We start from the raw sequence: 22,573 nt of genomic DNA on the forward strand, positions 1-22,573 counted from the left end.
GCCGCACCGTCCCCCTCCCTCGGCCCGCGCTTGTTTGCATTCAGGAATGGACCACATCACGTTCCTCGTGGCAGTCGTCATCGTCACGGCACTCGCCTTCGACTTCACCAACGGATTCCACGACACGGCGAACGCGATGGCCACGTCCATCGCCACCGGCGCGCTCGCTCCCCGTACGGCGGTCCTGATCAGCGGTGTCCTCAACGTCGTCGGTGCCTTCCTGTCCACGGAGGTCGCCAGGACCGTCTCGGACGGCATCGTGGACGACGCCCTCGTCTCGCCGGGCATGATCTTCGCGGGACTCGTCGGCGCGATCCTGTGGAACCTGCTGACCTGGCTCGTCGGTCTGCCGTCGAGCTCCTCACACGCCCTGTTCGGCGGGCTGATCGGGGCCGTGTGGGTGGGGGCGGGCAGTCACGGCGTCAACGCCGACAAGGTCGTCGAGAAGGTGCTGATGCCGGCCGTGGCCTCACCGGTCGTGGCCGGTGTCGCAGCGTTGCTCGCCACCCACCTCGCCTACCGGCTCACCGATCGCGCCCACGAGGACTCCGTCACCAAGGGCTTCCGCATCGGCCAGATCGCCTCCGCCTCGCTGGTCTCCCTCGCCCACGGCACCAACGACGCGCAGAAGACCATGGGCGTCATCACCCTCACCCTGATCTCGGCCGGGGCGCTCGGGCACGACGCCGGGCCTCCGCTGTGGGTCGTCGCCTCCGCGGGTCTCGCCATCGGGCTGGGCACCTACCTCGGTGGCTGGCGGATCATCCGCACCATGGGCAAGGGGCTCACCGAGATCCGGTCGCCGCAGGGCTTCGCGGCCGAGACCGCTTCCACGACCGTCATCCTGGCCTCCGCCCACCTCGGCTTCGCCCTGTCCACCACCCAGGTGGCAACGGGCAGCATCCTCGGCGCCGGGCTCGGCCGCAGGCTCGCGGAGGTCCGCTGGGGTGTCGCGGGCCGGATGGCGGTCGCCTGGACGGTCACCCTGCCCGCCGCCGCCCTGATCGGGGGCCTGGCCGCGGCGGTCGTGCAGAGTGGCGGGGACACCGGAACGGCGGTCGTCGCCCTGGTCGGCGCGGCCCTCGCGGCGGGCATCGTGCTTGTCTCCCGACGCAACCCGGTGCACGCGCGCAACGTCAACGACGCACGCGAGGCCGGCATCCGCGCCGAGCCGTCGAAGGTGGGCACCGCCGCCTGACCGACGGGTGCGCACACGGCGAAGGGGCCCGGCCGGTTCTCGGCCGGGCCCCTTCACCGCACGAAGGCGGTCAGGCCTTCTTGGTCTCCCAGAAGATCTTGTCGATCTGGGCGATGTAGTCCAGCGCCTTCTGGCCGGTGGCCGGGTCGGTCGACGCCTTGGCGGCCGAGAGGGCCTTCAGGGTGTCGTTGACCAGCTGGTGCAGCTCCGGGTACTTCTCGAAGTGCGGGGGCTTGAAGTAGTCGCTCCAGAGCACCGAGACGTGGTGCTTGGCGAGCTCGGCGCGCTGCTCCTTGATGACGGTGGCGCGCGCCTGGAAGTGCGGGTCGTCGTTGGCGGCCATCTTCTCCTGCACGGCCTTAACCGACTCCGCCTCGATGCGGGCCTGGGCGGGGTCGTACACACCGCAGGGAAGGTCGCAGTGCGCACTGACCTTGACCTTGGGGGCAAACAGGCGGGAAAGCATGGAGCATTCCTTCCTCGTGATCGTCTTCTCACAGGGGACATTACTCCGTGAGGGACGGCTTTTGGCGGGTGCCCCCATGGGCTTAGGACAAAAGTCCGGGGTGAGACTGAGACTGGTGGACGAAGAACCGGGGAGGTGCCGGGTGATGCCGGAGCTGTCGCAGGAGTCCGAGCGGGGGAGGCCCGCGCCGCCCTTCGGGGTGGCCGAGGTCACCGGGCCGTCCATGGTGCCCACGCTGTACCACGGGGACCGGCTCCTGGTGCATTACGGGGCCCGGGTCAGGCCCGGGGACGTGGTCGTGCTGCGCCACCCCTTCCAGCAGGACCTGCTGGTCGTCAAGCGGATCGCCCAGCGCCGCGAGGGCGGCTGGTGGGTGCTCGGGGACAACGCGTACGCCGGTGGCGACAGCACCGACTACGGGGTCGTGCCCGACGAACTGGTGCTGGGCAGGGTCCGGTTCCGCTACCGGCCGCGCAGGCCGGACCGGCGGTCGCCCTGGGCGCTGCTGGGCTGGGCGCTGTCGGCGGCCAGGCCCGTGCTGTCGGGCACGTCGGGCCGGGTGGCCTCCAGGCGCTTGCGGGCGCGGTAGGCCGCCACGTTGGCGCGGGTCGCGCAGCGGTCGGAGCAGTAGCGCCGCGAGCGGTTGGTGGAGGTGTCGAGGTAGGCGTTGCGGCAGGGCGCGGCCTCGCACAGGCCGAGGCGGTCCACGCCGTACTCGGTCAGATGGAACGCCAGCCCCATCGCCGCGATCGCCGCGTAGCCGGCGGTGGCGTTCGACGGGTGGTCCGCCAGGTGCATGTGCCACAGGGGGCGGCCGTCGTCGTCGCGGACGTCGTGCCCGGAGATCTGCGGGCTCACCGGGAACTCCAGCAGCAGCGAGTTCAGCAGGTCGACGGCGAGCCTCTCGTCGCCGGAGTCGGCCGCCTCGAAGACCGCGCGCAGCCGGCCCCGGACCGAGCGGAAGCGCGTGACGTCCGCGTCGGTGGCGCGGCGGGCCGCCGACTGCTGGCCGCCGAACAGATCACGGACCGCCTCGACCGACGTCAGGTTGTCCTTGCCCCGGGCCGGCTCCTCGGTGTTGACGAGGCGCACGGCGTAGTCCGAGTAATAGGCCAGTTCCACTTGTAGTCCTTACCGGAGGGCTCTAGGGTCGTGATTGTGCGCGGGTAACAGCTGACGGTGCATCCAGGGTATTACGAGGGAGGGGCTCGATGACGGACGCGGACACCGGTACCGCCGCCACCGACTGGCAGGTCTGGCAGGAGAGCTGGGACCGGCAGCAGGAGTGGTACATGCCCGACCGCGAGGAGCGGTTCCGGATCATGCTTGACATGGTGGAGGCCGTCGTGGGCACCGCCCCGCGCGTCCTGGACCTCGCCTGCGGCACCGGCAGCATCACCGCCCGGCTGCTCGCCCGGTTCCCGGACGCCACCAGCACGGGCGTCGACCTCGACCCGGCGCTCCTCGCCATCGCCGAGGGCACCTTCGCCGGCGACGACCGGGTCACCCTGGTCACCGCCGACCTCAAGGACCCCGACTGGCCGACGCGGCTGCCGCACGACTCCTACGACGCCGTCCTGACCGCGACGGCCCTGCACTGGCTGCACCGGGAACCTCTCGCGGAGCTCTACGGCCGCCTGGCCGGACTCGTCCGCGACGGCGGGGTGTTCATGAACGCGGACCACATGATCGACGAGACGACGCCCCGGATCAACGCCGCCGAGCGCGCGCAGCGCCACGTCCGCATGGAACAGGCCAGACGATCCGGCGTCCTCGGCTGGACCGAGTGGTGGCAGCTCGCCGCCCAGGACCCGGTCCTCGCCGGACCGGCGGCCCGGCGCCACGCGATCTACGGCGACCACGCAGACGGTGACATGCCGTCGGTGCGGTGGCACGCGCGCGTGCTGCGCGAGAAGGGATTCGGCGAGGCCAGGCCGGTGTGGTGCTCGCCCTCGGATACCCTGCTGCTCGCCATGAAGTAGACCGCGCGAAGGGGGCGGCACGGGAATCCCGTACCGCCCCCTCGCCGTGCGTACCGTCAGAGCACCTTGGAAAGGAACGACTTCGTCCGCTCGTGCTGCGGGTTCGTCAGGACCTCGCGCGGGTGACCGGATTCGACCACCACACCGCCGTCCATGAACACCAGGCTGTCGCCCACCTCGCGGGCGAAGCCCATCTCGTGGGTCACGACGATCATCGTCATGCCGGACTCGGCCAGGTCGCGCATGACGTCCAGGACGTCACCCACCAGCTCCGGGTCCAGCGCCGAGGTCGGCTCGTCGAACAGCATCAGCTTGGGGTCCATGGCCAGGGCCCGGGCGATGGCCACCCGCTGCTGCTGGCCGCCGGAGAGCTGGGAGGGGTAGCTGCCCGCCTTGTCGGCCAGGCCCACCCGGTCCAGCAGTTCCAGGGCGCGCTGCCGGGCCTGGCCCTTGTTCACGCCCTTGACCTGGATCGGCGCTTCCATGACGTTCTCGACGGCCGTCATGTGCGGGAACAGGTTGAAGCGCTGGAAGACCATGCCGATGTCGCGGCGCTTGACGGCGACCTCGCTGTCCTTCAGCTCGTAGAGCTTGTCGCCCTTCTGGCGGTAGCCGACCAGCTCGCCGTCGACGTACAGACGACCGGCGTTGATCTTCTCCAGGTGGTTGATGCACCTCAGGAAGGTCGACTTGCCGGAGCCGGAGGGGCCGATGAGGCAGAACACCTCGCCGGACTTCACCTCCAGGTCGATTCCCTTGAGCACCTCGACGGGCCCGAAGGACTTGTGGACGCCCTCGGCCTTGACCATGGCGGTCATGCGGTGCCTCCCGTCGACGCCGAGCGGTTGGACAGGGACAGCACGTTGGCCTTGATCTTCTGGAACGGCGTGGCCGGGAGCGACCGGCTCGAACCACGCGCGTAGTAGCGCTCAAGGTAGTACTGGCCGACGCTGAAGACCGAGGTCAGCAGCAGGTACCAGGCCGCGGCCAGGAACAGCATCTCGGCGGGCGCCCCGGAGGTCTGGCCGATGTCCTGAGCGGCTCGCAGCAGCTCCGGATACTGGACGACCGAGACCAGCGAGGTCGTCTTCAGCATGTTGATGACCTCGTTGCCCGTCGGCGGCACGATCACGCGCATGGCCTGCGGGATGACGATCCGGCGCAGCGTCTTGGTGTGGCTCATGCCGAGCGCGTGCGACGCCTCGGTCTGGCCCTCGTCGACGGAGAGCAGACCGGCACGGCAGATCTCCGCCATGTAGGCCGCCTCGTTCAGGCCGAGGCCCAGCAGCGCCGTCAGGAACGGGGTCATGAAGTCCGACCACTCGTCCTTGTAGAACGGCCCGAGGTTGATGTACTCGAAGACCAGTCCCAGGTTGAACCAGACGATCAGCTGGACCAGGACCGGGGTACCGCGGAAGAACCAGATGTAGAACCACGCGATCGACGAGGTCACCGGGTTCTTCGACAGGCGCATCACGGCGAGCAGGACACCGCCGATGATGCCGATCGCCATGGACAGGACGGTCAGCAGGAGCGTCTTGCCGACGCCGTCCAGGATGCGGTCGTCGAAGAAGTAGTCCGGGATCGCATCCCAGTTGATCTTGCCCTGGGAGAACGCGTAGACGATGCCGCCCAGCAGGGCGAGGGCGACGACGGCGGAGACGTACCGGCCGTAGTGCCGGACCGGGATGGCCTTGATGGCCTCCGGTCCGGCCGGGGGTGTGTCTCCCGCCGTCTTCTCGATGTCAACAGTCACGGGTAGTGCCTTTCAGTGCCGCTGCGCTGCGGTCACTTGCCGCCGTTGATGGTGGCCGCGTCGATGGTGCCGTCCGTGACGCCCCACTTCTTCATGATCTTCTCGTACTCGCCGTTCTTGATGACGGCGTCGAGAGCGGCCTTGAGGGCGTCCCGCAGCTGCGTCTGGTTCTTGGCGACCGCGATGCCGTACGGAGCGGCCTCGACCTGCTCGCCGACCAGCTGGAAGTCCTTGCCGCCGCCCGAGGTCTTCACCGCGTACGCGGCGACCGGGAAGTCGGACGAGCCGGCGTCGGCACCGCCCGCGCGCAGCCGGGTCTGGGCCTGCTGGTCGTTGTCGAAGGGCTCGATGGCGATCTTCTTGCCGGACGGGCACTTCTTCGACTCCGCCTTGGCGAGGTCCTCGGAGACCGTGCCGCGCTGCAGCACGATCTTCTTCCCGCACAGGTCGGACCAGGTCTTGATGCCCTGGTCGTCACCCTTCTTGGTGTAGATCGACACACCGGCGGTGAAGTAGTCCACGAAGTCGACGCCCTCGCCGACCTTCTTGCCGGTGTCGGAGTCGATGCCCTCCTGGCGGTCCTTGGTGTCGGTCATCGCGGACATGGCGATGTCGTACCGCTTGGAGCGCAGACCCGTGATCAGCGTGTCGAACGTGCCGTTCTCGAACTGGAAGTCGACCCCGAGCTGCTTGCCCATGGCGGCGGCGAGGTCCGGGTCGATACCGACCGTCTTGCCCGAGCCGTCCTTGAACTCGACCGGGGCATAGGCGATGTCGGAGCCGACCTTGATGACGCCCTTGTCGCGGATGGCCTGCGGCAGCTTGTCGGCGAGCGGGGCGGAGGCGGCGGTGTCGCTCTCCTTGCCGGTGTCCTTGGTCTGGTCACCGCACCCGGTGAGCATCAGCGCGCCTGCGACCGCGATCGCACCGACCGCTGCTAGCCGGGAGTGCGCGGCGGTCGTACGACGGGTGGAGCTTGCGGTCATGGTGGGTTCCTCCGGCGGATGGGTGGAGTTGCCGATGGGGCGGGCCGTCGCCGATGGGTTCGGCACGGCCGTGGCCTGCCGAAGGGTTCGGCAGTGCCGTGGGTCGACGAGAGCACACCTCTTCGAGTGTCGCGACCTCGTGTGATTACGGCATCTTGCCATTCGGACTGCGCCATTCTGGGGGCCAGCCATGTCAAAATCGGATAACGGGCGACCCCCGAACCGCACCACTCCGGTACATCACGGCCGGACCTTCTATGGGAATCGACCCTTCCGGCCGGAAGAACTTCGGTAAATCCCGGGATTTCGATACGGGGCCGGCGAGCTTCGCCAGTGGTTGAGTGGTTGTCGCCGGTTTGTCCAGGCCTTGTCCCGATTTTGGACGAAGCGTCAGTGCCCTGTCATGTGACCTTCGCGTTATGGACTCGTCGTCGACGCCGTCCGTCCGGTAAGAAGGGTTTTTACACCCCTCATCCGGGGCTCAGGGCGCGTGTGCGGCGCGCCCGTCGCGTACGCACCCGTACGTATCACGTACAGAGCACGACCACGGCCGTACGCGGTCCCGCCCACCCCTCACCAGGAGTGGCCACCCTCAAAACAATGAAGATTTAAGGGGTAAAACGAAGTGGCAGCGGAGATTGTCAATCCTCGCAGCGAGAGCAAGACCGGCGATACGGATCACGAGGGCGGTGCGGAGCCCCTCGACTCCTTCGACCCGGCGTTCGCGTTGCACCGCGGCGGCAAGATGGCTGTGCAGGCCACCGTGCCGGTCCGCGACAAGGACGACCTGTCCCTGGCGTACACGCCCGGCGTCGCGAAGGTGTGCAGCGCGATCGCGGAGCAGCCGGAGCTCGTGCACGACTACACGTGGAAGTCGTCGGTCGTGGCCGTCGTGACGGACGGTACGGCCGTGCTGGGGCTCGGTGACATCGGGCCCGAGGCCTCCCTCCCGGTGATGGAGGGCAAGGCGATCCTGTTCAAGCAGTTCGGTGGCGTGGACGCGGTTCCGATCGCCCTGGCCTGCACGGACGTCGACGAGATCGTCGAGACCGTGGTGCGGCTCGCGCCGTCGTTCGGCGGCGTCAACCTGGAGGACATCTCGGCGCCCCGGTGCTTCGAGGTGGAGCGCAAGCTCCAGGAGCGGCTGGACATCCCGGTCTTCCACGACGACCAGCACGGCACGGCCGTGGTGACGCTGGCCGCCCTGCGGAACGCCGCGCGGCTGAGCGGGCGGGCGCTGGGCGAGCTGCGGGCCGTCATCTCCGGCGCCGGCGCGGCGGGTGTCGCCATCGCCAAGATGCTGGTCGAGGCCGGGATCGGGGATGTCGCGGTGGCCGACCGCAAGGGTGTCGTGTCGGCGGACCGGGACGATCTCACGCCGGTGAAGCAGGAGCTGGCCGCCTTCACGAACAAGGCCGGGATCACCGGGTCCCTGGAGTCGGCGCTGGACGGGGCCGATGTGTTCATCGGCGTGTCCGGCGGGACGGTCGCGGAGTCCGCGGTGGCGACGATGGCCAAGGGCGCGTTCGTCTTCGCCATGGCGAACCCCAACCCCGAGGTGCACCCCGAGGTCGCGCACAAGTACGCGGCGGTCGTCGCGACCGGGCGGTCGGACTTCCCGAACCAGATCAACAACGTGCTGGCGTTCCCCGGGATCTTCGCGGGCGCGCTTCAGGTGCGGGCCTCCCGGATCACCGAGGGGATGAAGCTGGCTGCCGCGGAGGCGCTGGCCGCTGTGGTCGGGGACGACCTCGCCGCCGACTACGTCATCCCGTCGCCCTTCGACGAGCGGGTCGCCCCGGCGGTCACGGCCGCGGTGGCGGCCGCGGCTCGGGCCGAGGGCGTGGCCCGGCGCTGACGCCGACGCAGGTGTGAGTGGCCCCGCCCGGGACCGGGCGGGGCCACTTCTTTGCTTCCGGGTGGGGCTGTTCGGGTGGTGTGCTGTGCGGTGGCTGTGCGGGGCGCCGGGGGTGAGCATCCTCGTTCGATGCCGGGGGGTGAGCCCTCGTTCGATGCCAGGTGAGGGTGAGCGCCCTCGCTCGACGCCGGGCGGGGTGCGGGCCGGGTGCCTTCGCGCCTCGTGCCGGGCGGGGCGCCTGCGCGCTTTCGTCTGACGACGGGTGGCGGGTCGCGGCTCGGGGGCCGCGCCGGGGATGCACCTGCTCGCACACAACACTGCCGCCCACCTGGCAAGAGGGTGTGTCTCACAGGGGCGGATGGTTCCTTCGGGTTCTCGCGGAACCTATCGTCATGGTCATGTTCGCTGTCTACGCCGCCCGAATCGACCGCGACCAGCCGCTGTCCGGCCTGGAGCTGGGAGAGCGCCCGGCTCCCGAGGCCCGTCCCGGCTGGAGTACCGTCACGGTCAAGGCCGCCTCCCTCAACCACCACGACCTCTGGTCCCTGCGGGGTGTGGGCCTCGCAGAGGACAAGCTGCCGATGATCCTCGGCTGTGACGCCGCCGGCGTCGACGAGGACGGCAACGAGGTCGTCCTGCACTCCGTGATCGGACAGAGCGGGCACGGGGTCGGCCCGAAGGAACCCCGTTCCATCCTCACCGAGCGCTACCAGGGCACCTTCGCCGAGCAGGTCGCCGTGCCCACCTGGAACATCCTGCCCAAGCCCAGGGAACTCTCCTTCGCGGAGGCCGCCTGTCTGCCCACGGCATGGCTGACCGCGTACCGGATGCTGTTCACCAACGCGGGTGTCCGCCCCGGTGACTCCGTGCTGGTACAGGGCGCCGGCGGCGGTGTCGCCACGGCGGCCATCGTGCTCGGCAAGGCCGCCGGGCTCCGGGTCTTCGCCACCAGCCGGGACGAGGCCAAGCGCAAGCGGGCCGTGGAGCTCGGGGCCGTGGAGGCCCTGGAGTCCGGGGCACGGCTGCCGCAGCGGGTCGACGCGGTGATCGAGACCGTCGGGGCCGCCACCTGGTCGCATTCCGTGAAGTCGCTGAAGCCCGGCGGCACGCTGGTCATCTCCGGCGCCACCAGCGGCGACCGGCCCTCCCACGCCGAGCTGACCCGGATCTTCTTCCTGGAGCTCAAGGTCGTCGGGTCCACGATGGGCACGAAGGACGAGCTGGAGGACCTGCTGTCCTTCTGCGCCGCCACCGGTGTGCGGCCCGTCATCGACGAGGTCATGCCGATGGACCGTGCGCGCGAGGGCTTCGAACGGCTGGCCTCGGGCGAGCTGTTCGGGAAGGTCGTGCTGACGAACCCCTGAGTCCTTCCGAAGGCGCGAAGACGGTCGGTCCGATGTGGACCGGCCGTTTTCGTTTGTCAACTGCGGTTGACGCATGACGGTTGTCAACGTAAGTTGACGTCATGACCGAAGCAACCGATCTGGCCGAGCGTGCGGGGGATCGTGACCCACGGGTCGGCCTGCGGGCCGTCGCCGCGCTGCGCCGGCTGCTGGAGCAGTTGGAGACCGTGCAGGTGCGCAATGCGCGCAACCAGGGCTGGTCCTGGCAGGAGATCGCCACCGAACTCGGTGTGAGCAGGCAGGCCGTGCACAAGAAGTACGGGAGGCATTGATGTTCGAGCGGTTCACGAAGGACGCCCGGGACGTGGTGAAGGGCGCGTACGGGCATGTGGAGGGCAGCGGTGGGGGTGGGCAGTGCGTGGAGCCGGAGCATCTGCTGCTGGCCCTGCTCGACCGGGAGGGCAGCCGTGGGTCCTTCGCACTCGCCGCGCTCGGGCTCGGTGAGCGGCGGGAGTCCGTGCGGGAGGCGCTGCGTGAGGCGAGGCGGCGGGCCGGGCTGACACAGGCCGAGACCGATGCGCTCGCCGGGCTGGGGATCGACGTGGAGGAGATCGTCGCCCGGGTGGAGGAGACCCACGGGGTCGGCGCCCTGGCCGGCGACCGGAAGGACAAGCGGTGGTGGTCGGGGCGTACCTCCTTCGGCCGGGGCGCCAAGGACGTGCTGGAGCGCTCCTTGCGGGTCGCCCTCGCCCGGCGGGACCGGCACATCGGGGACGAGCACATCCTGCTGGCCCTTACCCAGCGCCCCGGTGTGCCGGCCGAGGTCCTCGCCGACCACGGGGTGACCTTCGAGTCCCTGGTGCGGGTGCTGTACGGCAGCGGTGGCGAGGCCAAGGCCGGCTGAGGACCGTGCCCGGGGTGGCTACTTCTTCTGCGTGCGCAGGAGCGCTCCTATGTGGGCCGCCGCCGTCGACAGATGGCGGCGGGCGTCGCGAAGCTGGTCCGGGGTGACGCCGTGGTCGCGGGCCGCGTCACGGATGTCGTCCCGGAAGCGGTCGAGCAGACGGTCCAGGTCGCGGGCCGGGTCGCCGGTGGAGTCCGTGGCGTCCTCGTGGGCCCAGGCGGGCTCGTAGGCGGCGGGGAAGTCTTCCATGGGCGGTGAGGACGCCGGTTCGGCGGCCGGCCGGCCCGCGCCGGACCAGTCGAAGCCGAAGTCCTTGCCGTAGTCCTTGCCGAACTCGCCGACTTCCTTGACCAGTTCACTCAGGCCCTCGCGCAGACCCGTGGGCCAGTCGCCGCGGGCGAAGTGGTCCTGCACCTGCTCCTGGACGCGGCGGGTGATGCGCTGCACCTGTTCCTGGGCCTGGGCTCGCGCCTGCTCCTGGGCCTCCTTGGCCTGGCGGCGGGCGCGCTGGGCGTCCTCGCGGGCGCGGCGGCTCTCGTCCTTGGCGCGCCGGGCCTGCTCCTTCCACTCCTGCCGGGCACGGCGCATCTCCTCCTTGGCGATGCGCCAGGCCTCCTTGTCGCCGTACTGCGAGAAGTCGCCGTAGGGGGCGCCCGACGGGCCGTCGGCTCTGGTGCCGGTGTCGCGGCGGGCCTCGCTCGCCGCGGCGCGCATCTCGCGGCGCAGGTCGCCGGCGGCTCCGCGGACGTCGTCGCGGATCTCCGCGGCCAGTTCGGCGACGGACTCCCGGATCTCCAGCTCCAGGTCGGCCAGCTCGCCGCTGCGGTCGGCCAGTTCGGCGCGGCCCGCGTCGGTGATCGAGTAGACCTTGCGCCCGCCCTCGGTGGTGTGGGTGACCAGGCCCTCGGTCTCCAGCTTGGCCAGGCGGGGGTAGACCGTGCCCGCCGACGGTGCGTACAGCCCCTGGAAGCGCTCCTCGAGGAGGCGGATCACCTCGTAGCCGTGGCGCGGGGCCTCGTCGAGCAGCTTCAGCAGGTAGAGGCGGAGGCGGCCGTGGGCGAAGACGGGGGGCATGTCAGAGCACCTTCTTGTCGGTCGTGCCGTCGGCCGGGGTGGACGCTGGGCCGTCGCCCGGGCCGGAGACGGAATTGTCTCCCGAGCCGTCCCGGGGGCCGCGCGGCGGGGCCGCCGCCGCGTCATCGGTGCCGGGGCGCGTGTCCCACGGCTCCTCGGGCTCGTCCTCCCGGGCCGGGCGGCGCAGCAAGGCGATCGAGCCGGAGACGGTGGTGGCCCGGAGCTTGCCGGTGCCCGCGCCGAGACGGCCCGTGATCTTGTGGGCGCCCCACTGGCCGTGCACGCGCAGCCCGTCGAAGGCGTTGGAAACGGAGCCGCTCGCGGTGTTCGCCTCGACGTCCGCGTCGGCCGGGTACGGCAGCCGGATGGCGATCTCGCCCGAGACGCTGGTCAGCCGGACGTCCGTCGGGCCGTTCGGGTCGAGATCGACGATCATCGAACCGCTGACCGACTCCGCCCGCACGGACGGGCCGGAGCCCTCGACCACCGTGAGGTCACCGGAGACCGAGTTGAAACGCAGGTCGCCCGTCACGTCCTGGGCCTCCAGGTTGCCGGAGACCGTTTCGGCGCGGACCGGGCCGGAGAGGCCCACGAGGGTGGTGTCGCCGGTGACGCCCTTGACCACCGTCGGGCCGTGGATCCCGGAGACGACGGCGGCCGCACCCACCACACCGACCTCCACCCGGGTGCCGGCCGGGACGGCCAGGGAGACCACCGCGCTGCGACGCCAGCCCTTGCGGTCCAGCCACTTGAGGAAGCCCTTCCAGGGCAGGTCCTCGTAGGCCACCGTGAGGGTGCCGTCCTGCTGGGTCACCACCAGGGGTGGCCCCTCGAGCTCGGAGATCTCCAGGCGGGCGGAACCTTCGTCGGTGCCCACCACGTTCACCGTTCCGTTGACCAGGCGTACGTGCAGATCACTGACAGGCTCGTCGAAGGTGAGCTTCCTCGGCTCCGTGACGGACCACTCGGACATGGTGCAGACCTCCCCGACTCGACGCGCCATATCGCGTCCTCTCGTATTCACGATATATCGCGGTCCGGGAAAGTCAAGACACCCGTCCCGGGGGCGGATGGGCTGACATAAGTGCACAAAGGGGAGTGAATCGTCCTAGCGTGTGACCATGTCGACGGACGCCGCCCGCACCCGTCCCGCAGCCGGGGCGCTGCTGTTGTGCCGTGCCGCGCCCGGGTCCGTCGCCCCCGTCGCGCATCTGCTGCGCGAGCCGATGCAGCTCACGTCCGCGGGCGACGGGTGGAGCGTCCTGGTGCCCGAGGGCCGGCCCTGGCGGGAGGGCGCCGAGCCCGTCGACCGTGTGGTGACCGGCTGGGCCGCGGCCCTCGCCGTCGGTGCGCCCTGGCCGGTCCTCGCCCTGTGGTGGGACACCGGGCACGCGGGTTTCGCGTTCGCCTCCGGCTTCCGCCGACCGGTCGGCTTCGAATGGCTCGCGAGCGGCGTCCCGGTGGGGGAGGACGAGGCGATGCGCACCTTCGCCGCCCGCATGGGGCTCGACCCCGTCCTGGACGTCCAGGCCCTGGACCGGCTGACCGAACCCGACTCCGGGGGCGACGCCCGCACCCGTCTGCGCGGTCTGCTCGCGGTCCTCGCGCGCGAGGGCGTCCGCCTGCCCGCCGGACTCGCTCCCGGCGAACCCGCCGACCGGCTCAGGGAGGCCGCCGCCCTCCAGCCGGACAGCGTGCCCGTCGAGTGGCCGGGCCGGCGCGAGGCGGTCGCGGGACGTGACGCCGTCGACCACAGCCGCCTCGGTCCCTGGATGCCCTGGATGCCCTGGACCGGCGGCCCGAGGGCCGGTGCCCTCGCCTTCGCCCAGGTGGTGGCCGGCCTCCCGCTCATCGCCTGGGGCCTGCGACGGCACAGCGGCGGCTGGAGCACGGCGGGAGCGCTGCTCCTGGCGCACGGCGCGCTGGGCCTGACGTACGCCCTCACGCACCCTGGTGACTGACGCCCTGACGGATGCCCCTCACGCACCCTGGTGACTGACGCCCTGACGGATGCCCCTCACGCACCCTGGTGACTGACGCCCTGACGGATACCCTTCACGGCCCCTCGTGACTGAGGCCATGACCGATACCCCGGTATGACCGCCGGACCGACCGGCGTGACGGATGCCCTCACGCGACCAGCGCACCGGCAGTGAGGGACGACGACCGGGAGCCGCCAGGAGACCGGCAGCCGGTGCCTGCTAGTCGTCGTCCTCGTCGTCCAACCGTGCCAGCCATGTCGCCAGCCGCTCCACCGGCACCTCGAAGTCGGGGTTGAGATCGACGAACGTCCGCAGCTGCTCGGCGAGCCACTCGAAGGTGACTTCCTCCTTGCCGCGCCGCTTCTCCAGTTCCTCGATGCCACGGTCCGTGAAGTACATGCCCTCAAGGATAGGTGCGGGAAAACGGCCGGGCCGCACCCCCGGAGTGGGGATGCGGCCCGGCCGCACAGGACGCGTGAGGGCGATTACGCCTCGAACACCTCACGCACCAGCTGCTCCTGCTCGGCCTGGTGCCGCTTCGCGGAACCCACCGCCGGGGACGAGCCGTGCGGGCGCGAGATGCGCCGCAGCCGCTCGCCGTGCGGGACGTCCGCGCCGACCGCCAGGTCCAGGTGGTCGATCAGGTTGAGCGCGATGAACGGCCAGGCACCCTGGTTCGCCGGCTCCTCCTGGGCCCACAGGTACTTCTCGGCGTTCGGGTACTTCTTGATCTCCGCCTGGAGCTCCGAACCCGGCAGCGGGTACAGGCGCTCGATGCGGATGATCGCCGTGTCCGTCACACCGCGCTTCTGACGCTCGGCCTCCAGGTCGTAGTAGACCTTGCCCGCGCAGAAGACGACCTTCTTGACCGCGGCCGGGTCCACCGACGCGTCGCCGATGACCGGCTGGAACTGCCCGGTCGTGAACTCCTCCGCCTTCGACGCCGCGGCCTTCAGGCGCAGCATCGACTTCGGCGTGAAGACCACCAGCGGCTTGTGGTGCGGGTTGTGCACCTGCCACCGCAGGAGGTGGAAGTAGTTCGACGGCGAGGTCGGCATCGCGACCGTCATGTTGTTCTGCGCGCACATCTGGAGGAAGCGCTCCGGGCGGGCGGACGAGTGGTCCGGGCCCTGGCCCTCGTAACCGTGCGGCAGCAGCAGGACGACGCCGGAGGTCTGGGCCCACTTCTGCTCGGCCGACGAGATGAACTCGTCCACGACCGTCTGGGCGCCGTTGACGAAGTCGCCGAACTGCGCCTCCCACATCACGAGCGCCTCGGGACGGGCCAGCGAGTAGCCGTACTCGAAGCCCATCGCCGCGTACTCGGAGAGGAGGGAGTTGTAGACGTTGAGCCGCGCCTGGTCCTCGGAGAGGTACTGGAGCGGCGTGTACTCCTCGCCCGTGGTGCGGTCGATGATGACCGCGTGGCGCTGGCCGAACGTACCGCGCTGCGAGTCCTGGCCCGCCAGGCGGACCGGGACGCCCTCCAGCAGGAGGGAGCCGATGGCGAGGGTCTCGCCCATGCCCCAGTCGATGGTGCCGTCCTCGACCATCGTGGCCCGGCGCTGGAGCTGCGGCAGCAGACGCGGGTGGACGGTGATGGTGTCGGGGATGTTGACCTGGGACTCGGCGATCCGCTTGACGACCTCCGTGGTCACCGCGGTGTTCACGGCGACCGGGAACTCGGCCTGCGGGTCGGTGGACTCGACCGTGCCCGGCTGGGACGTGGCCTCACGGACCTCCGTGAAGACCTTCTCCAGCTGGCCCTGGTAGTCCTGGAGCGCCTGCTCGGCCTCTTCCAGGGTGATGTCGCCGCGACCGATGAGGGACTCGGTGTAGAGCTTGCGCACCGAGCGCTTCTTGTCGATCAGGTCGTACATCAGCGGCTGGGTGAAGGCCGGGTTGTCCGACTCGTTGTGACCGCGGCGGCGGTAGCAGATGAGGTCGATCACCACGTCCTTGTTGAACGCCTGGCGGAACTCGAAGGCGAGCCGCGCGACGCGGACCACGGCCTCCGGGTCGTCGCCGTTCACGTGGAAGATCGGGGCCTCGATCATGCGGGCCACGTCCGTCGCGTACATGGAGGAACGCGAGGACTCCGGCGCGGCCGTGAAGCCGACCTGGTTGTTGATGACGATGTGGACCGTGCCGCCGGTGCGGTAGCCCCGCAGCTGCGACATGTTCAGGGTCTCGGCCACCACGCCCTGGCCCGCGAAGGCCGCGTCGCCGTGGATCGCCACCGGCAGGACCGTGAAGTCCGTGCCGCCCTTGTTGATGATGTCCTGCTTGGCGCGCGAGACGCCCTCCAGGACCGGGTCCACCGCCTCCAGGTGCGAGGGGTTCGCGACCAGGGAGACCTTGATCTGCTCGCCGTCGAGACCGGTGAAGGTGCCCTCGGCGCCCAGGTGGTACTTCACGTCACCGGAGCCGTGCATCGACTTCGGGTCGAGGTTGCCCTCGAACTCGCGGAAGATCTGGGCGTAGGACTTGCCGACGATGTTCGCCAGGACGTTCAGGCGGCCGCGGTGGGCCATGCCGATGACGACCTCGTCCAGGCGCGACTCGGCGGCCGAGTCCAGCACCGCGTCCAGCAGCGGGATGACGGACTCGCCGCCCTCCAGGGAGAAGCGCTTCTGGCCGACGTACTTCGTCTGGAGGAACGTCTCGAAGGCCTCGGCCGCGTTCAGCCGGCGCAGGATGCGCAGCTGCTCCTCGCGCTCCGGCTTGGAGTGCGGGCGCTCCACGCGGTCCTGGATCCACTTGCGCTGCTTCGGGTCCTGGATGTGCATGAACTCGATGCCGGTGGTGCGGCAGTACGAGTCGCGCAGGACACCGAGGATGTCGCGCAGCTTCATCATCGACTTGCCGGAGAAGCCGCCGACGGCGAACTCGCGCTCCAGGTCCCACAGGGTGAGCCCGTGCTCGGTGATGTCCAGGTCGGGGTGCTTGCGCTGCTGGTACTCCAGCGGGTCGGTGTCGGCCATGACGTGGCCGCGGACCCGGTAGGAGTGGATCAGCTCGAAGACGCGGGCGGCCTTGGTGACGTCGTCGTCGTGGCTGGCGTCGATGTCCTTGAGCCAGCGGACCGGCTCGTAGGGGATGCGCAGCGCCTCGAAGACGTCGTCGTAGAAGCCGTTCTCACCGAGGAGGAGGTTCGCGACGATCCGCAGGAACTCGCCGGAGGCGGCGCCCTGGATCACCCGGTGGTCGTAGGTCGACGTGAGCGTCATGACCTTCGAGATGCCGAGCTTGTTCAGGGTGTCCTGGGAGGTGCCCTGGAACTCCGCCGGGTAGTCCATGGAGCCGACGCCCATGATCACCGACTGGCCGGGCATCAGGCGCGGCACGGAGTGGACGGTGCCGAGGCCGCCGGGGTTGGTCAGGGAGACCGTGACACCCGTGAAGTCGTCCATGCCCAGCTTGCCGTCACGGGCCCGGCGGACGATGTCCTCGTAAGCCTGCCAGAACTCGAAGAAGTTCAGGGTCTCGGCCTTCTTGATGCCCGCGACCACGAGCTGGCGGTCGCCGTTGGGCTTGACCAGGTCGATGGCGAGGCCGAAGTTGATGTGCTCCGGCTTGACCAGGGTCGGCTTGCCGTCCTTCTCCGCGTAGGAGTAGTTCATCGACGGCATGGCCTTGATGGCCTGCACCATGGCGTAACCGATCAGGTGCGTGAAGGAGATCTTCCCGCCCCGGGCGCGCTTCAGGTGGTTGTTGATGACGATGCGGTTGTCGAAGAGCAGCTTCACCGGGACCGCGCGCACGGACGTGGCCGTGGGCACTTCCAGGGAGGCGTTCATGTTCTTCGCGACCGCGGCGGCGGGGCCGCGCAGCACGACCTGCTCGGGGCCCGAGGGGGCCTCGGCGGGCTCGGCCTTCTTCGCGGCGGCCGGCTTGGCGGCGGCTGGCTTGGCGGCGGCCGGCTTCGCGGCCGGGGCGGCCTGGGCCGGAGCGGCAGCCTGGGCCGGGGCCTGCGCGGCGGGCTTCGCCTGGGCCGGAGCGGGAGCCTGGGCGGGAGCCGGAGCCGGAGCCGGAGCCGGAGCCGGAGCCGCGGCCTGGGCGGGAGCCTGCGGGGCGGCGGGCTTCTCGGCCGCCGGGGCGGGAGCGGCCGGGGCGGCCGCCTGAGCGGTGGTGGTCCCCGCGGCCCCCGCGGCCGCGGTACCCGCCGGAGCCGAGGCGGCGGCCGCCCCTGGCTTGTAGTCGGCGAAGAAGTCCCACCAGGCTCGGTCTACCGAATTCGGGTCCTGGAGGTACTGCTGATAGATCTCGTCGACGAGCCACTCGTTGGCACCGAACGACGCGGCAGGGTTCTTCCCCGCTTGGTCGGTGTCGGTCGAGATGCTCGAGTTACTGGGGGACTGTGGCGACACGGCGGCAACCGCCCTCTTCCGCTTCACAAGATGATGGACAGCGGGAATCAAGGCTACGCCCCCTGGAGGGGGAAGGTCAGGCCGGGCCCGTTCAACGTCGTGCAAGTCACATCTTTGAGCGTGTTTCGGGGCTTGAAATGGCGGGAAACAAGCGTGGTTCCGCTTCAGGAGGGAAGGGCGGGGCGGGGCCCCGGGCGCCGATGGCGCGGGCCTGTGCCTGATCACACGTGTCCGTCAGCCCGGACGCTCGTGGATCTTGTGACTCCGCTTCGAACTTTACGTCAACTTGGCAGAGATGACAGTCCTGGAAGAGTGACAAGAATCCGGCAACCCCGCTCGGATTCGGCCACTCCGATCCGGCCTCCGTGCAGGTCCACCGCCCAGCGGGCGATGGCCAGGCCGAGACCCGTGCCGCCGTCGCTGCCCGGCCCCTGCGGCCGCTTGGCGCTGCCGCGGTTGAACCGCTCGAAGACGCGGTGCCACTCGGACTTGGGAATGCCGGGTCCCTCGTCCAGGACCTCCAGCTCCAACGACTCCGGCAGGGCTCCGCGCCGCGCCTTGACCGTCACCCGGCCGTGCGGCGGGCTGTGCTTGACGGCGTTGTCGATGAGATTGGCGACGACCTGGTGGATGCGCTCCGGGTCGGCGTGCGCGGTCAGCTCCGGCGGGTGGACGTCGAGGTGCAGATGGACGTCGGTGCGGGTGTGACTGCCCGAACCGGTGGCGATGCCGGCGCGCACGGAGGCGACCATGTTGGCCTCCTTCAGCACGCCCGACAGATACGGCCACACCTCGAACCGGCGCTGTTTCAGCGGTACGACGCCGTTGTCCAGGCGGGACAGGTCCAGCAGCGTCTCCACCAGCCGCCCGAGCCGCTCGGTCTGCTTCAGCGCCGTGCGCATGGTCTCCGGGTCGGCCTGCGTGACGCCGTCGACGATGTTCTCCAGCACCGCGCGCAGACCCGCGATGGGCGTGCGCAGCTCGTGCGAGACGTTCGCCACGAGTTCCTTGCGCTGGCTGTCCTGGGCCTCCAGCTCGTCGGCCATGGCGTTGATCGTCACGGCCAGTTCGCCCAGCTCGTCACGGCGGTTCTCCCGCGTGCGGCGGGTGTAGTCGCCCTGCGAGATGGAGCGGGCCACCGCCGTCATCTCGTCCAGGGGCGCGGTGAGCGAATGGGCCACGAACTGCGTGATGAGGAGTGTGGCGATCATCGAGAACACCGTGATGAAGCGCAGCTCCGTCTTCGTGTGCACCGCGATCACCGAAAGACCCGTGGTGATCAGCACCGAGATGACGACGAGCGCGCCCAGCTTGGTCTTGATCGAGAACGGGCTCACCCCGCCCCAGGGATCCGGCTCCCCGGGGTTTCTCCGTCCGGCCGGCCCGCCGCTCATGGCGTCGGGGTCTCCAGGGCGTAGCCGACGCCGTGCACCGTGCGGATCCGCTCGGCACCGATCTTCCGCCGCAGCGCCTTGATGTGGCTGTCGACCGTGCGGGTGCCGGAGGCGTCCGCCCAGTCCCACACCTCGGCGAGCAACTGCTCACGGGAGAGCACCGCACGCGGGGTGTTCGCCAGGCACACCAGCAGGTCGAACTCGGTGGGGGTGAGGTGGACGTCCTCGCTGCGCACCCGGACCCGGCGCTGCGCGTGGTCGATCTCCAGCTCGCCCAGGCGCAGGATGCCGGAGCGCGGGGTGGCCGCCGCGATGGCGGCCCGCTCCACGCGGCGCAGCAGGACGTGCACGCGCGCCGCCAGCTCCCGCATCGAGAACGGCTTGGTCATGTAGTCGTCGGCACCGACGCCCAGCCCGACCAGCATGTCGGTCTCGTCGTCACGCGCGGTGAGCATCATCACCGGCACCGGACGGGCGGCCTGCACGCGCCGGCATACCTCCAGGCCGTCGAAGCCGGGCAGCATGATGTCGAGGATCAGCAGGTCGGGCTGCCACGCCTCGGCCGTGTCGACCGCGGCGGGACCGTCACCCGCCGTTTGCACGAGGAATCCCTCGGCGCGCAGGCGGGTCGCGATGGCGTCCACGATCGTCGCGTCGTCCTCGACCACCAGGACCCGGCGCTGTGCGCCCGGAGTAGCCGTCGCTGAACCGTTGTGGGAGGTCTGTGTCTGCTCCATCGCCCGCCCCTGGGGTGTGCTTTCCGGAATCAGTGGGGTGATTCCTTCTGACTGGCTATGCCTGCGCATGGTTGCGATTGACGCTTGAATGATCGGCGTCAGGGGAGCAGCGTACGGGGAGTCAGTACGCCTTTGCTATCCAGGGCTGATGGCGAGGTGCACGACGTCGGGAACGCCCCGGGCAACCGGGATCTCTTCGGTACGCACCTGCTGGAACCCGGCATTCCGCAAGGTTCCCTCGAATTCCGGAGACGGCTGGGCGGACCAGACGGCCAGCACCCCGCCGGGCCTCAACACCCTTGCGCAGCTTGCCAGTCCGGCTGTCCCGTAGAGATGTCCGTTGCCCTCGGTGACGGTCCAGTCGGGGCCGTTGTCGATGTCGAGGCACAGGGCGTCATACGTGTCGGATGTCTCATTGACGTGTGCGACGAGATCGGCTTCGACGATTTTCGTACGGGGATCCGCCAGCGCCGGGGCCGAGATCGCGGAGAGCGGGCCGTCGAGGTGCCAGGCGACGATCGCGTGCTCACGCTCCACCACGGTGATCCCGCCCCAGCGGGGTTCCGCGGCGGCGTGCGCGAGGGAGAAGCCCACGCCGAGCCCGCCGATCAGCACGTCGGGGTGGTCCCGCCCGGTCAGGGCCTCGAGCGCCGCGTCGACCAGCCGCCGCTCCGAGCGGCCGTCGGAGGTGTCCATCAGGAAACAGCCGTTGGCGATGATCTCCAGCCGGTCACCGTGCCGCCGCAGCACGACCTCGCCGTGCGGGCCCTCGCGACGGTCCAGCACCTCGGGAATGTCGTAAGGGGTAGCCATGGGGGCATCCTTGCAGGGGAGAGGGGTGTGACGCCTCGCGATTCACCGGGCCTCGAGAGGGACGCGGGGCGGGGCTGTCGGGTTGCTGTGAATCGGCTCTCGCGTGGCGCGGATCACAGACAGCACGGGCATCGGAGCGAAGGCTGGGGTCCGAGGGAAGGGAGCGCCTGGAGTGGAACGCACCGCACCGCCTCATGAGACGGCCGTGTCGGCGTCGCAGGGCCCGCCAAGCCACGACGTGACGGGGCTGCTGGACGGAGTGCCGCGGCAGCGGAGCCCGCACGAGACGGTGACTCCGGGAGCGCGGGAGCCTGTCCGGGCGCCGGCACCCCGGCCGCGCACGCTCCGCCCCTGGCGGCTGCTGCCCACTCCCACCGGGACGCCGTTCACCTTCGGCTACGCGGTCGTCCTCTGCCTCACCTCGCTGATCACCGCGTACGCGGACCCGGCCCTGGTGCACGCCCTGCTCCAGGGCTCCAGCACGGATGTGGCGCACCTGGTGCGCACGCCGGAGCTGGTGCTGATCGGCAGCGCGCTGTGGGTGGCGGGCGGAGTGACCTCGCCCTTCGCCATCGCCTTCGTGCTGGCGCTGACCGCGCTCGAACGGCGGATCGGGGCCCTATGCGCGGCCGGTGTCTTCCTCCTGGGGCATGTGCTGGCCACCCTCGCGACCGAGGTCCCGGTGGGCGTCGCCGTCCTGGCCGGGCACCTGCCCGACAGCTCCCTGCACCGCCTCGACTACGGCGTCAGCTTCGGCGTCGCCGCCGGCATCGGTGCCCTGGCCGGCCTGCTGCCGCTGTGGCTGCGCCTGCCGCTGCTGGCCGGCTTCGGCTGGATGCTGCTCGAGGACCTGCTCGCCTTCGCCGACCCGATGACGAACTGGGGGCACCTCATCGCCCTGGCCGTCGGCATCGCGACCTGGCCGGTGGCCCGGCGGTGGTACGCCGCGCGCCTCGCCCGGGCCGGGGTCTGACCCGCGAGGCCCCTCAGCCCCGGGGGGCGGCCGGCGGCTCGTACCTGGCGCTGGTCAGGGGAGCCACCACCTGCCAGCCCAGCGCCTCGTAGAGCCCTCGCCCCGCGGGCGTCCCGGCCAGGACGCCGGTCCGGGCCCCCTGCCGGACGGCGGCGTTCTGCAATGTCCGCACGACGAGGCTGCCCAGGCCCTTGCGGCGGTGTTCCGGGGCCGTCTCGATCCGGTCGACGACGGCGGTCCGGCCCGTGGGGGCGACCTGGCCGCGGGCCGCCAGGGACCCGTCCGGCGCGGCCACCATCAGACGGGTCACTCCGCCGCGCGACCACTCGCGCAGCCGGTAGCCGTCGGGCACGGCCGGAGTGCCGGCCGCCGCCAGCGGGACCGTCATCAGGAAGCCGGGCTCGGGGTCGATCCACCAGTCGTCGTCCAGCCAGCCGGAGACCACCGAGGGGTCGCGGAACGCCTTCAGCCACACGCCCCGTCCGGTCACCGCGCCGGCCACCTTGCGGACGGTCGCCTCGTCGAGGTCCTCGCCCGTCGCGCCGAACACGTGCCGAGTGACGTGGCCGTACATCCCCATGTCGATCGTCCGGCCCCACGGCTCGGCGACGGGCGGGGCCGCCCCGCGCGACACGACCCACCCGTCCACCCATGCCTGCACGGTGCTGTCCACGCCATCCCCCGTAATGAGTGAAGTGCTAGATCATCTATTACCCAGGTGACCTTACGCGCCCTCC

General features: G+C 70.4%; 21 protein-coding genes and 1 pseudogene. 9 read left to right on the plus strand and 13 right to left on the minus strand.

Features of this window, described 5'->3' with window-relative positions; translation table 11 throughout:
- Nucleotides 1-46 precede the first annotated feature (46 nt).
- Nucleotides 47-1,198: an inorganic phosphate transporter gene (locus AB0I06_RS04440; protein ID WP_363117231.1), complete on the plus strand. Its 1,152-nt coding sequence runs from the start codon at nt 47-49 to the stop codon at nt 1,196-1,198.
- Between the two features lie 70 nt (nt 1,199-1,268).
- Here AB0I06_RS04440 and sodN read toward each other — a convergent pair whose 3' ends face one another.
- Complete coding sequence (gene sodN / locus AB0I06_RS04445) at nt 1,269-1,664, minus strand: superoxide dismutase, Ni (RefSeq protein WP_020136639.1); 396 nt, start codon at nt 1,662-1,664, stop codon at nt 1,269-1,271.
- A gap of 145 nt (nt 1,665-1,809) precedes the next feature.
- Between sodN and sodX the strand changes: the two are divergent.
- Nucleotides 1,810-2,109, plus strand: a pseudogene (gene sodX / locus AB0I06_RS04450) (nickel-type superoxide dismutase maturation protease); the annotation flags it as partial.
- Nucleotides 2,110-2,126: 17 nt separating this feature from the next.
- Here the strand turns inward: sodX and AB0I06_RS04455 are convergent.
- Complete coding sequence (locus AB0I06_RS04455; protein WP_363117232.1) at nt 2,127-2,786, minus strand: CGNR zinc finger domain-containing protein; 660 nt, start codon at nt 2,784-2,786, stop codon at nt 2,127-2,129.
- Between the two features lie 89 nt (nt 2,787-2,875).
- Between AB0I06_RS04455 and AB0I06_RS04460 the strand changes: the two genes are divergently transcribed.
- Nucleotides 2,876-3,646: a class I SAM-dependent methyltransferase gene (locus AB0I06_RS04460; protein WP_363117233.1), complete on the plus strand. Its 771-nt coding sequence runs from the start codon at nt 2,876-2,878 to the stop codon at nt 3,644-3,646.
- Between the two features lie 56 nt (nt 3,647-3,702).
- Here AB0I06_RS04460 and AB0I06_RS04465 read toward each other — a convergent pair whose 3' ends face one another.
- Genes AB0I06_RS04465 through AB0I06_RS04475 form a run of 3 tightly spaced genes read right to left on the minus strand, consistent with a single transcriptional unit; the run spans nt 3,703 to nt 6,388 of the window.
- Nucleotides 3,703-4,464, minus strand: a complete 762-nt coding sequence (locus AB0I06_RS04465; protein ID WP_363117234.1) for an amino acid ABC transporter ATP-binding protein — start codon at nt 4,462-4,464, stop codon at nt 3,703-3,705.
- Nucleotides 4,461-5,402, minus strand: coding sequence for an amino acid ABC transporter permease (locus AB0I06_RS04470; protein WP_363117235.1), 942 nt, complete (start codon nt 5,400-5,402; stop codon nt 4,461-4,463). Before AB0I06_RS04470 ends, AB0I06_RS04465 begins: the two co-directional genes overlap by 4 nt.
- A 32-nt stretch (nt 5,403-5,434) precedes the next feature.
- Nucleotides 5,435-6,388 (minus strand): ABC transporter substrate-binding protein, encoded by a 954-nt coding sequence (locus AB0I06_RS04475; RefSeq protein WP_363117237.1) that lies wholly within the window; start codon nt 6,386-6,388, stop codon nt 5,435-5,437.
- Nucleotides 6,389-7,013: 625 nt separating this feature from the next.
- Here AB0I06_RS04475 and AB0I06_RS04480 point away from each other — a divergent pair.
- The 4 genes from AB0I06_RS04480 (at nt 7,014) to AB0I06_RS04495 (ending at nt 10,493) form a co-directional block, all read left to right on the plus strand.
- Nucleotides 7,014-8,246, plus strand: a complete 1,233-nt coding sequence (locus tag AB0I06_RS04480; RefSeq protein WP_363117238.1) for an NADP-dependent malic enzyme — start codon at nt 7,014-7,016, stop codon at nt 8,244-8,246.
- 398 nt (nt 8,247-8,644) lie between these two features.
- Nucleotides 8,645-9,610, plus strand: a complete 966-nt coding sequence (locus AB0I06_RS04485; RefSeq protein ID WP_363117239.1) for a zinc-binding dehydrogenase — start codon at nt 8,645-8,647, stop codon at nt 9,608-9,610.
- Nucleotides 9,611-9,711: 101 nt separating this feature from the next.
- A complete protein-coding gene (locus AB0I06_RS04490; RefSeq protein ID WP_030860301.1) occupies nt 9,712-9,921 on the plus strand; it encodes an HTH domain-containing protein in 210 nt (69 codons plus the stop codon).
- On the plus strand, nt 9,921-10,493 hold the full coding sequence (locus AB0I06_RS04495; RefSeq protein WP_363117240.1) for a Clp protease N-terminal domain-containing protein: 573 nt from the start codon (nt 9,921-9,923) through the stop codon (nt 10,491-10,493). The genes AB0I06_RS04490 and AB0I06_RS04495 overlap by 1 nt, the downstream gene beginning before the upstream one ends.
- An 18-nt stretch (nt 10,494-10,511) precedes the next feature.
- Here the strand turns inward: AB0I06_RS04495 and AB0I06_RS04500 are convergent, their stop codons facing one another.
- Nucleotides 10,512-11,567, minus strand: coding sequence for a PadR family transcriptional regulator (locus AB0I06_RS04500; protein ID WP_363117241.1), 1,056 nt, complete (start codon nt 11,565-11,567; stop codon nt 10,512-10,514).
- A 1-nt stretch (nt 11,568) separates the two neighbouring features.
- Nucleotides 11,569-12,540 carry a hypothetical protein gene (locus AB0I06_RS04505; RefSeq protein ID WP_363117242.1) on the minus strand — a complete coding sequence of 324 codons (972 nt, stop codon included), beginning with the start codon at nt 12,538-12,540 and terminating at the stop codon, nt 11,569-11,571.
- Between the two features lie 148 nt (nt 12,541-12,688).
- On the opposite strand from AB0I06_RS04505, the gene AB0I06_RS04510 reads away from it, so the two are divergent.
- The gene (locus AB0I06_RS04510) at nt 12,689-13,528 is read left to right on the plus strand and encodes a hypothetical protein (RefSeq protein ID WP_363117244.1); all 840 of its coding nucleotides are present in this window, start codon (nt 12,689-12,691) and stop codon (nt 13,526-13,528) included.
- 240 nt (nt 13,529-13,768) lie between these two features.
- On the opposite strand, the gene AB0I06_RS04515 is transcribed toward AB0I06_RS04510, so the two are convergent.
- From AB0I06_RS04515 to AB0I06_RS04535, 5 genes are all read right to left on the minus strand, one after another.
- Nucleotides 13,769-13,948, minus strand: a complete 180-nt coding sequence (locus tag AB0I06_RS04515; protein WP_363117245.1) for a DUF6104 family protein — start codon at nt 13,946-13,948, stop codon at nt 13,769-13,771.
- Between the two features lie 86 nt (nt 13,949-14,034).
- Nucleotides 14,035-17,919 (minus strand): multifunctional oxoglutarate decarboxylase/oxoglutarate dehydrogenase thiamine pyrophosphate-binding subunit/dihydrolipoyllysine-residue succinyltransferase subunit, encoded by a 3,885-nt coding sequence (locus AB0I06_RS04520; RefSeq protein ID WP_363117246.1) that lies wholly within the window; start codon nt 17,917-17,919, stop codon nt 14,035-14,037.
- Between the two features lie 281 nt (nt 17,920-18,200).
- Entirely contained in the window at nt 18,201-19,313 is a 1,113-nt protein-coding gene (locus tag AB0I06_RS04525; protein WP_363117247.1) for a HAMP domain-containing sensor histidine kinase, read from the minus strand.
- A complete protein-coding gene (locus AB0I06_RS04530) occupies nt 19,310-20,050 on the minus strand; it encodes a response regulator transcription factor (RefSeq protein ID WP_030851757.1) in 741 nt (246 codons plus the stop codon). The genes AB0I06_RS04525 and AB0I06_RS04530 overlap by 4 nt, the downstream gene beginning before the upstream one ends.
- Nucleotides 20,051-20,185: 135 nt before the next feature.
- Nucleotides 20,186-20,863: a spermidine synthase gene (locus AB0I06_RS04535; RefSeq protein ID WP_363117248.1), complete on the minus strand. Its 678-nt coding sequence runs from the start codon at nt 20,861-20,863 to the stop codon at nt 20,186-20,188.
- A 289-nt stretch (nt 20,864-21,152) separates the two neighbouring features.
- On the opposite strand from AB0I06_RS04535, the gene AB0I06_RS04540 reads away from it, so the two are divergent.
- Nucleotides 21,153-21,836 carry a rhomboid-like protein gene (locus AB0I06_RS04540; protein ID WP_363117681.1) on the plus strand — a complete coding sequence of 228 codons (684 nt, stop codon included), beginning with the start codon at nt 21,153-21,155 and terminating at the stop codon, nt 21,834-21,836.
- Between the two features lie 13 nt (nt 21,837-21,849).
- Here AB0I06_RS04540 and AB0I06_RS04545 read toward each other — a convergent pair whose 3' ends face one another.
- Nucleotides 21,850-22,509, minus strand: a complete 660-nt coding sequence (locus AB0I06_RS04545) for a GNAT family N-acetyltransferase (RefSeq protein ID WP_363117250.1) — start codon at nt 22,507-22,509, stop codon at nt 21,850-21,852.
- Nucleotides 22,510-22,573 lie beyond the last annotated feature (64 nt).

It is taken from the genome of Streptomyces sp. NPDC050674 (assembly GCF_040654575.1).
In the GTDB taxonomy this organism is placed as follows: Bacteria; Actinomycetota; Actinomycetes; order Streptomycetales; family Streptomycetaceae; genus Streptomyces.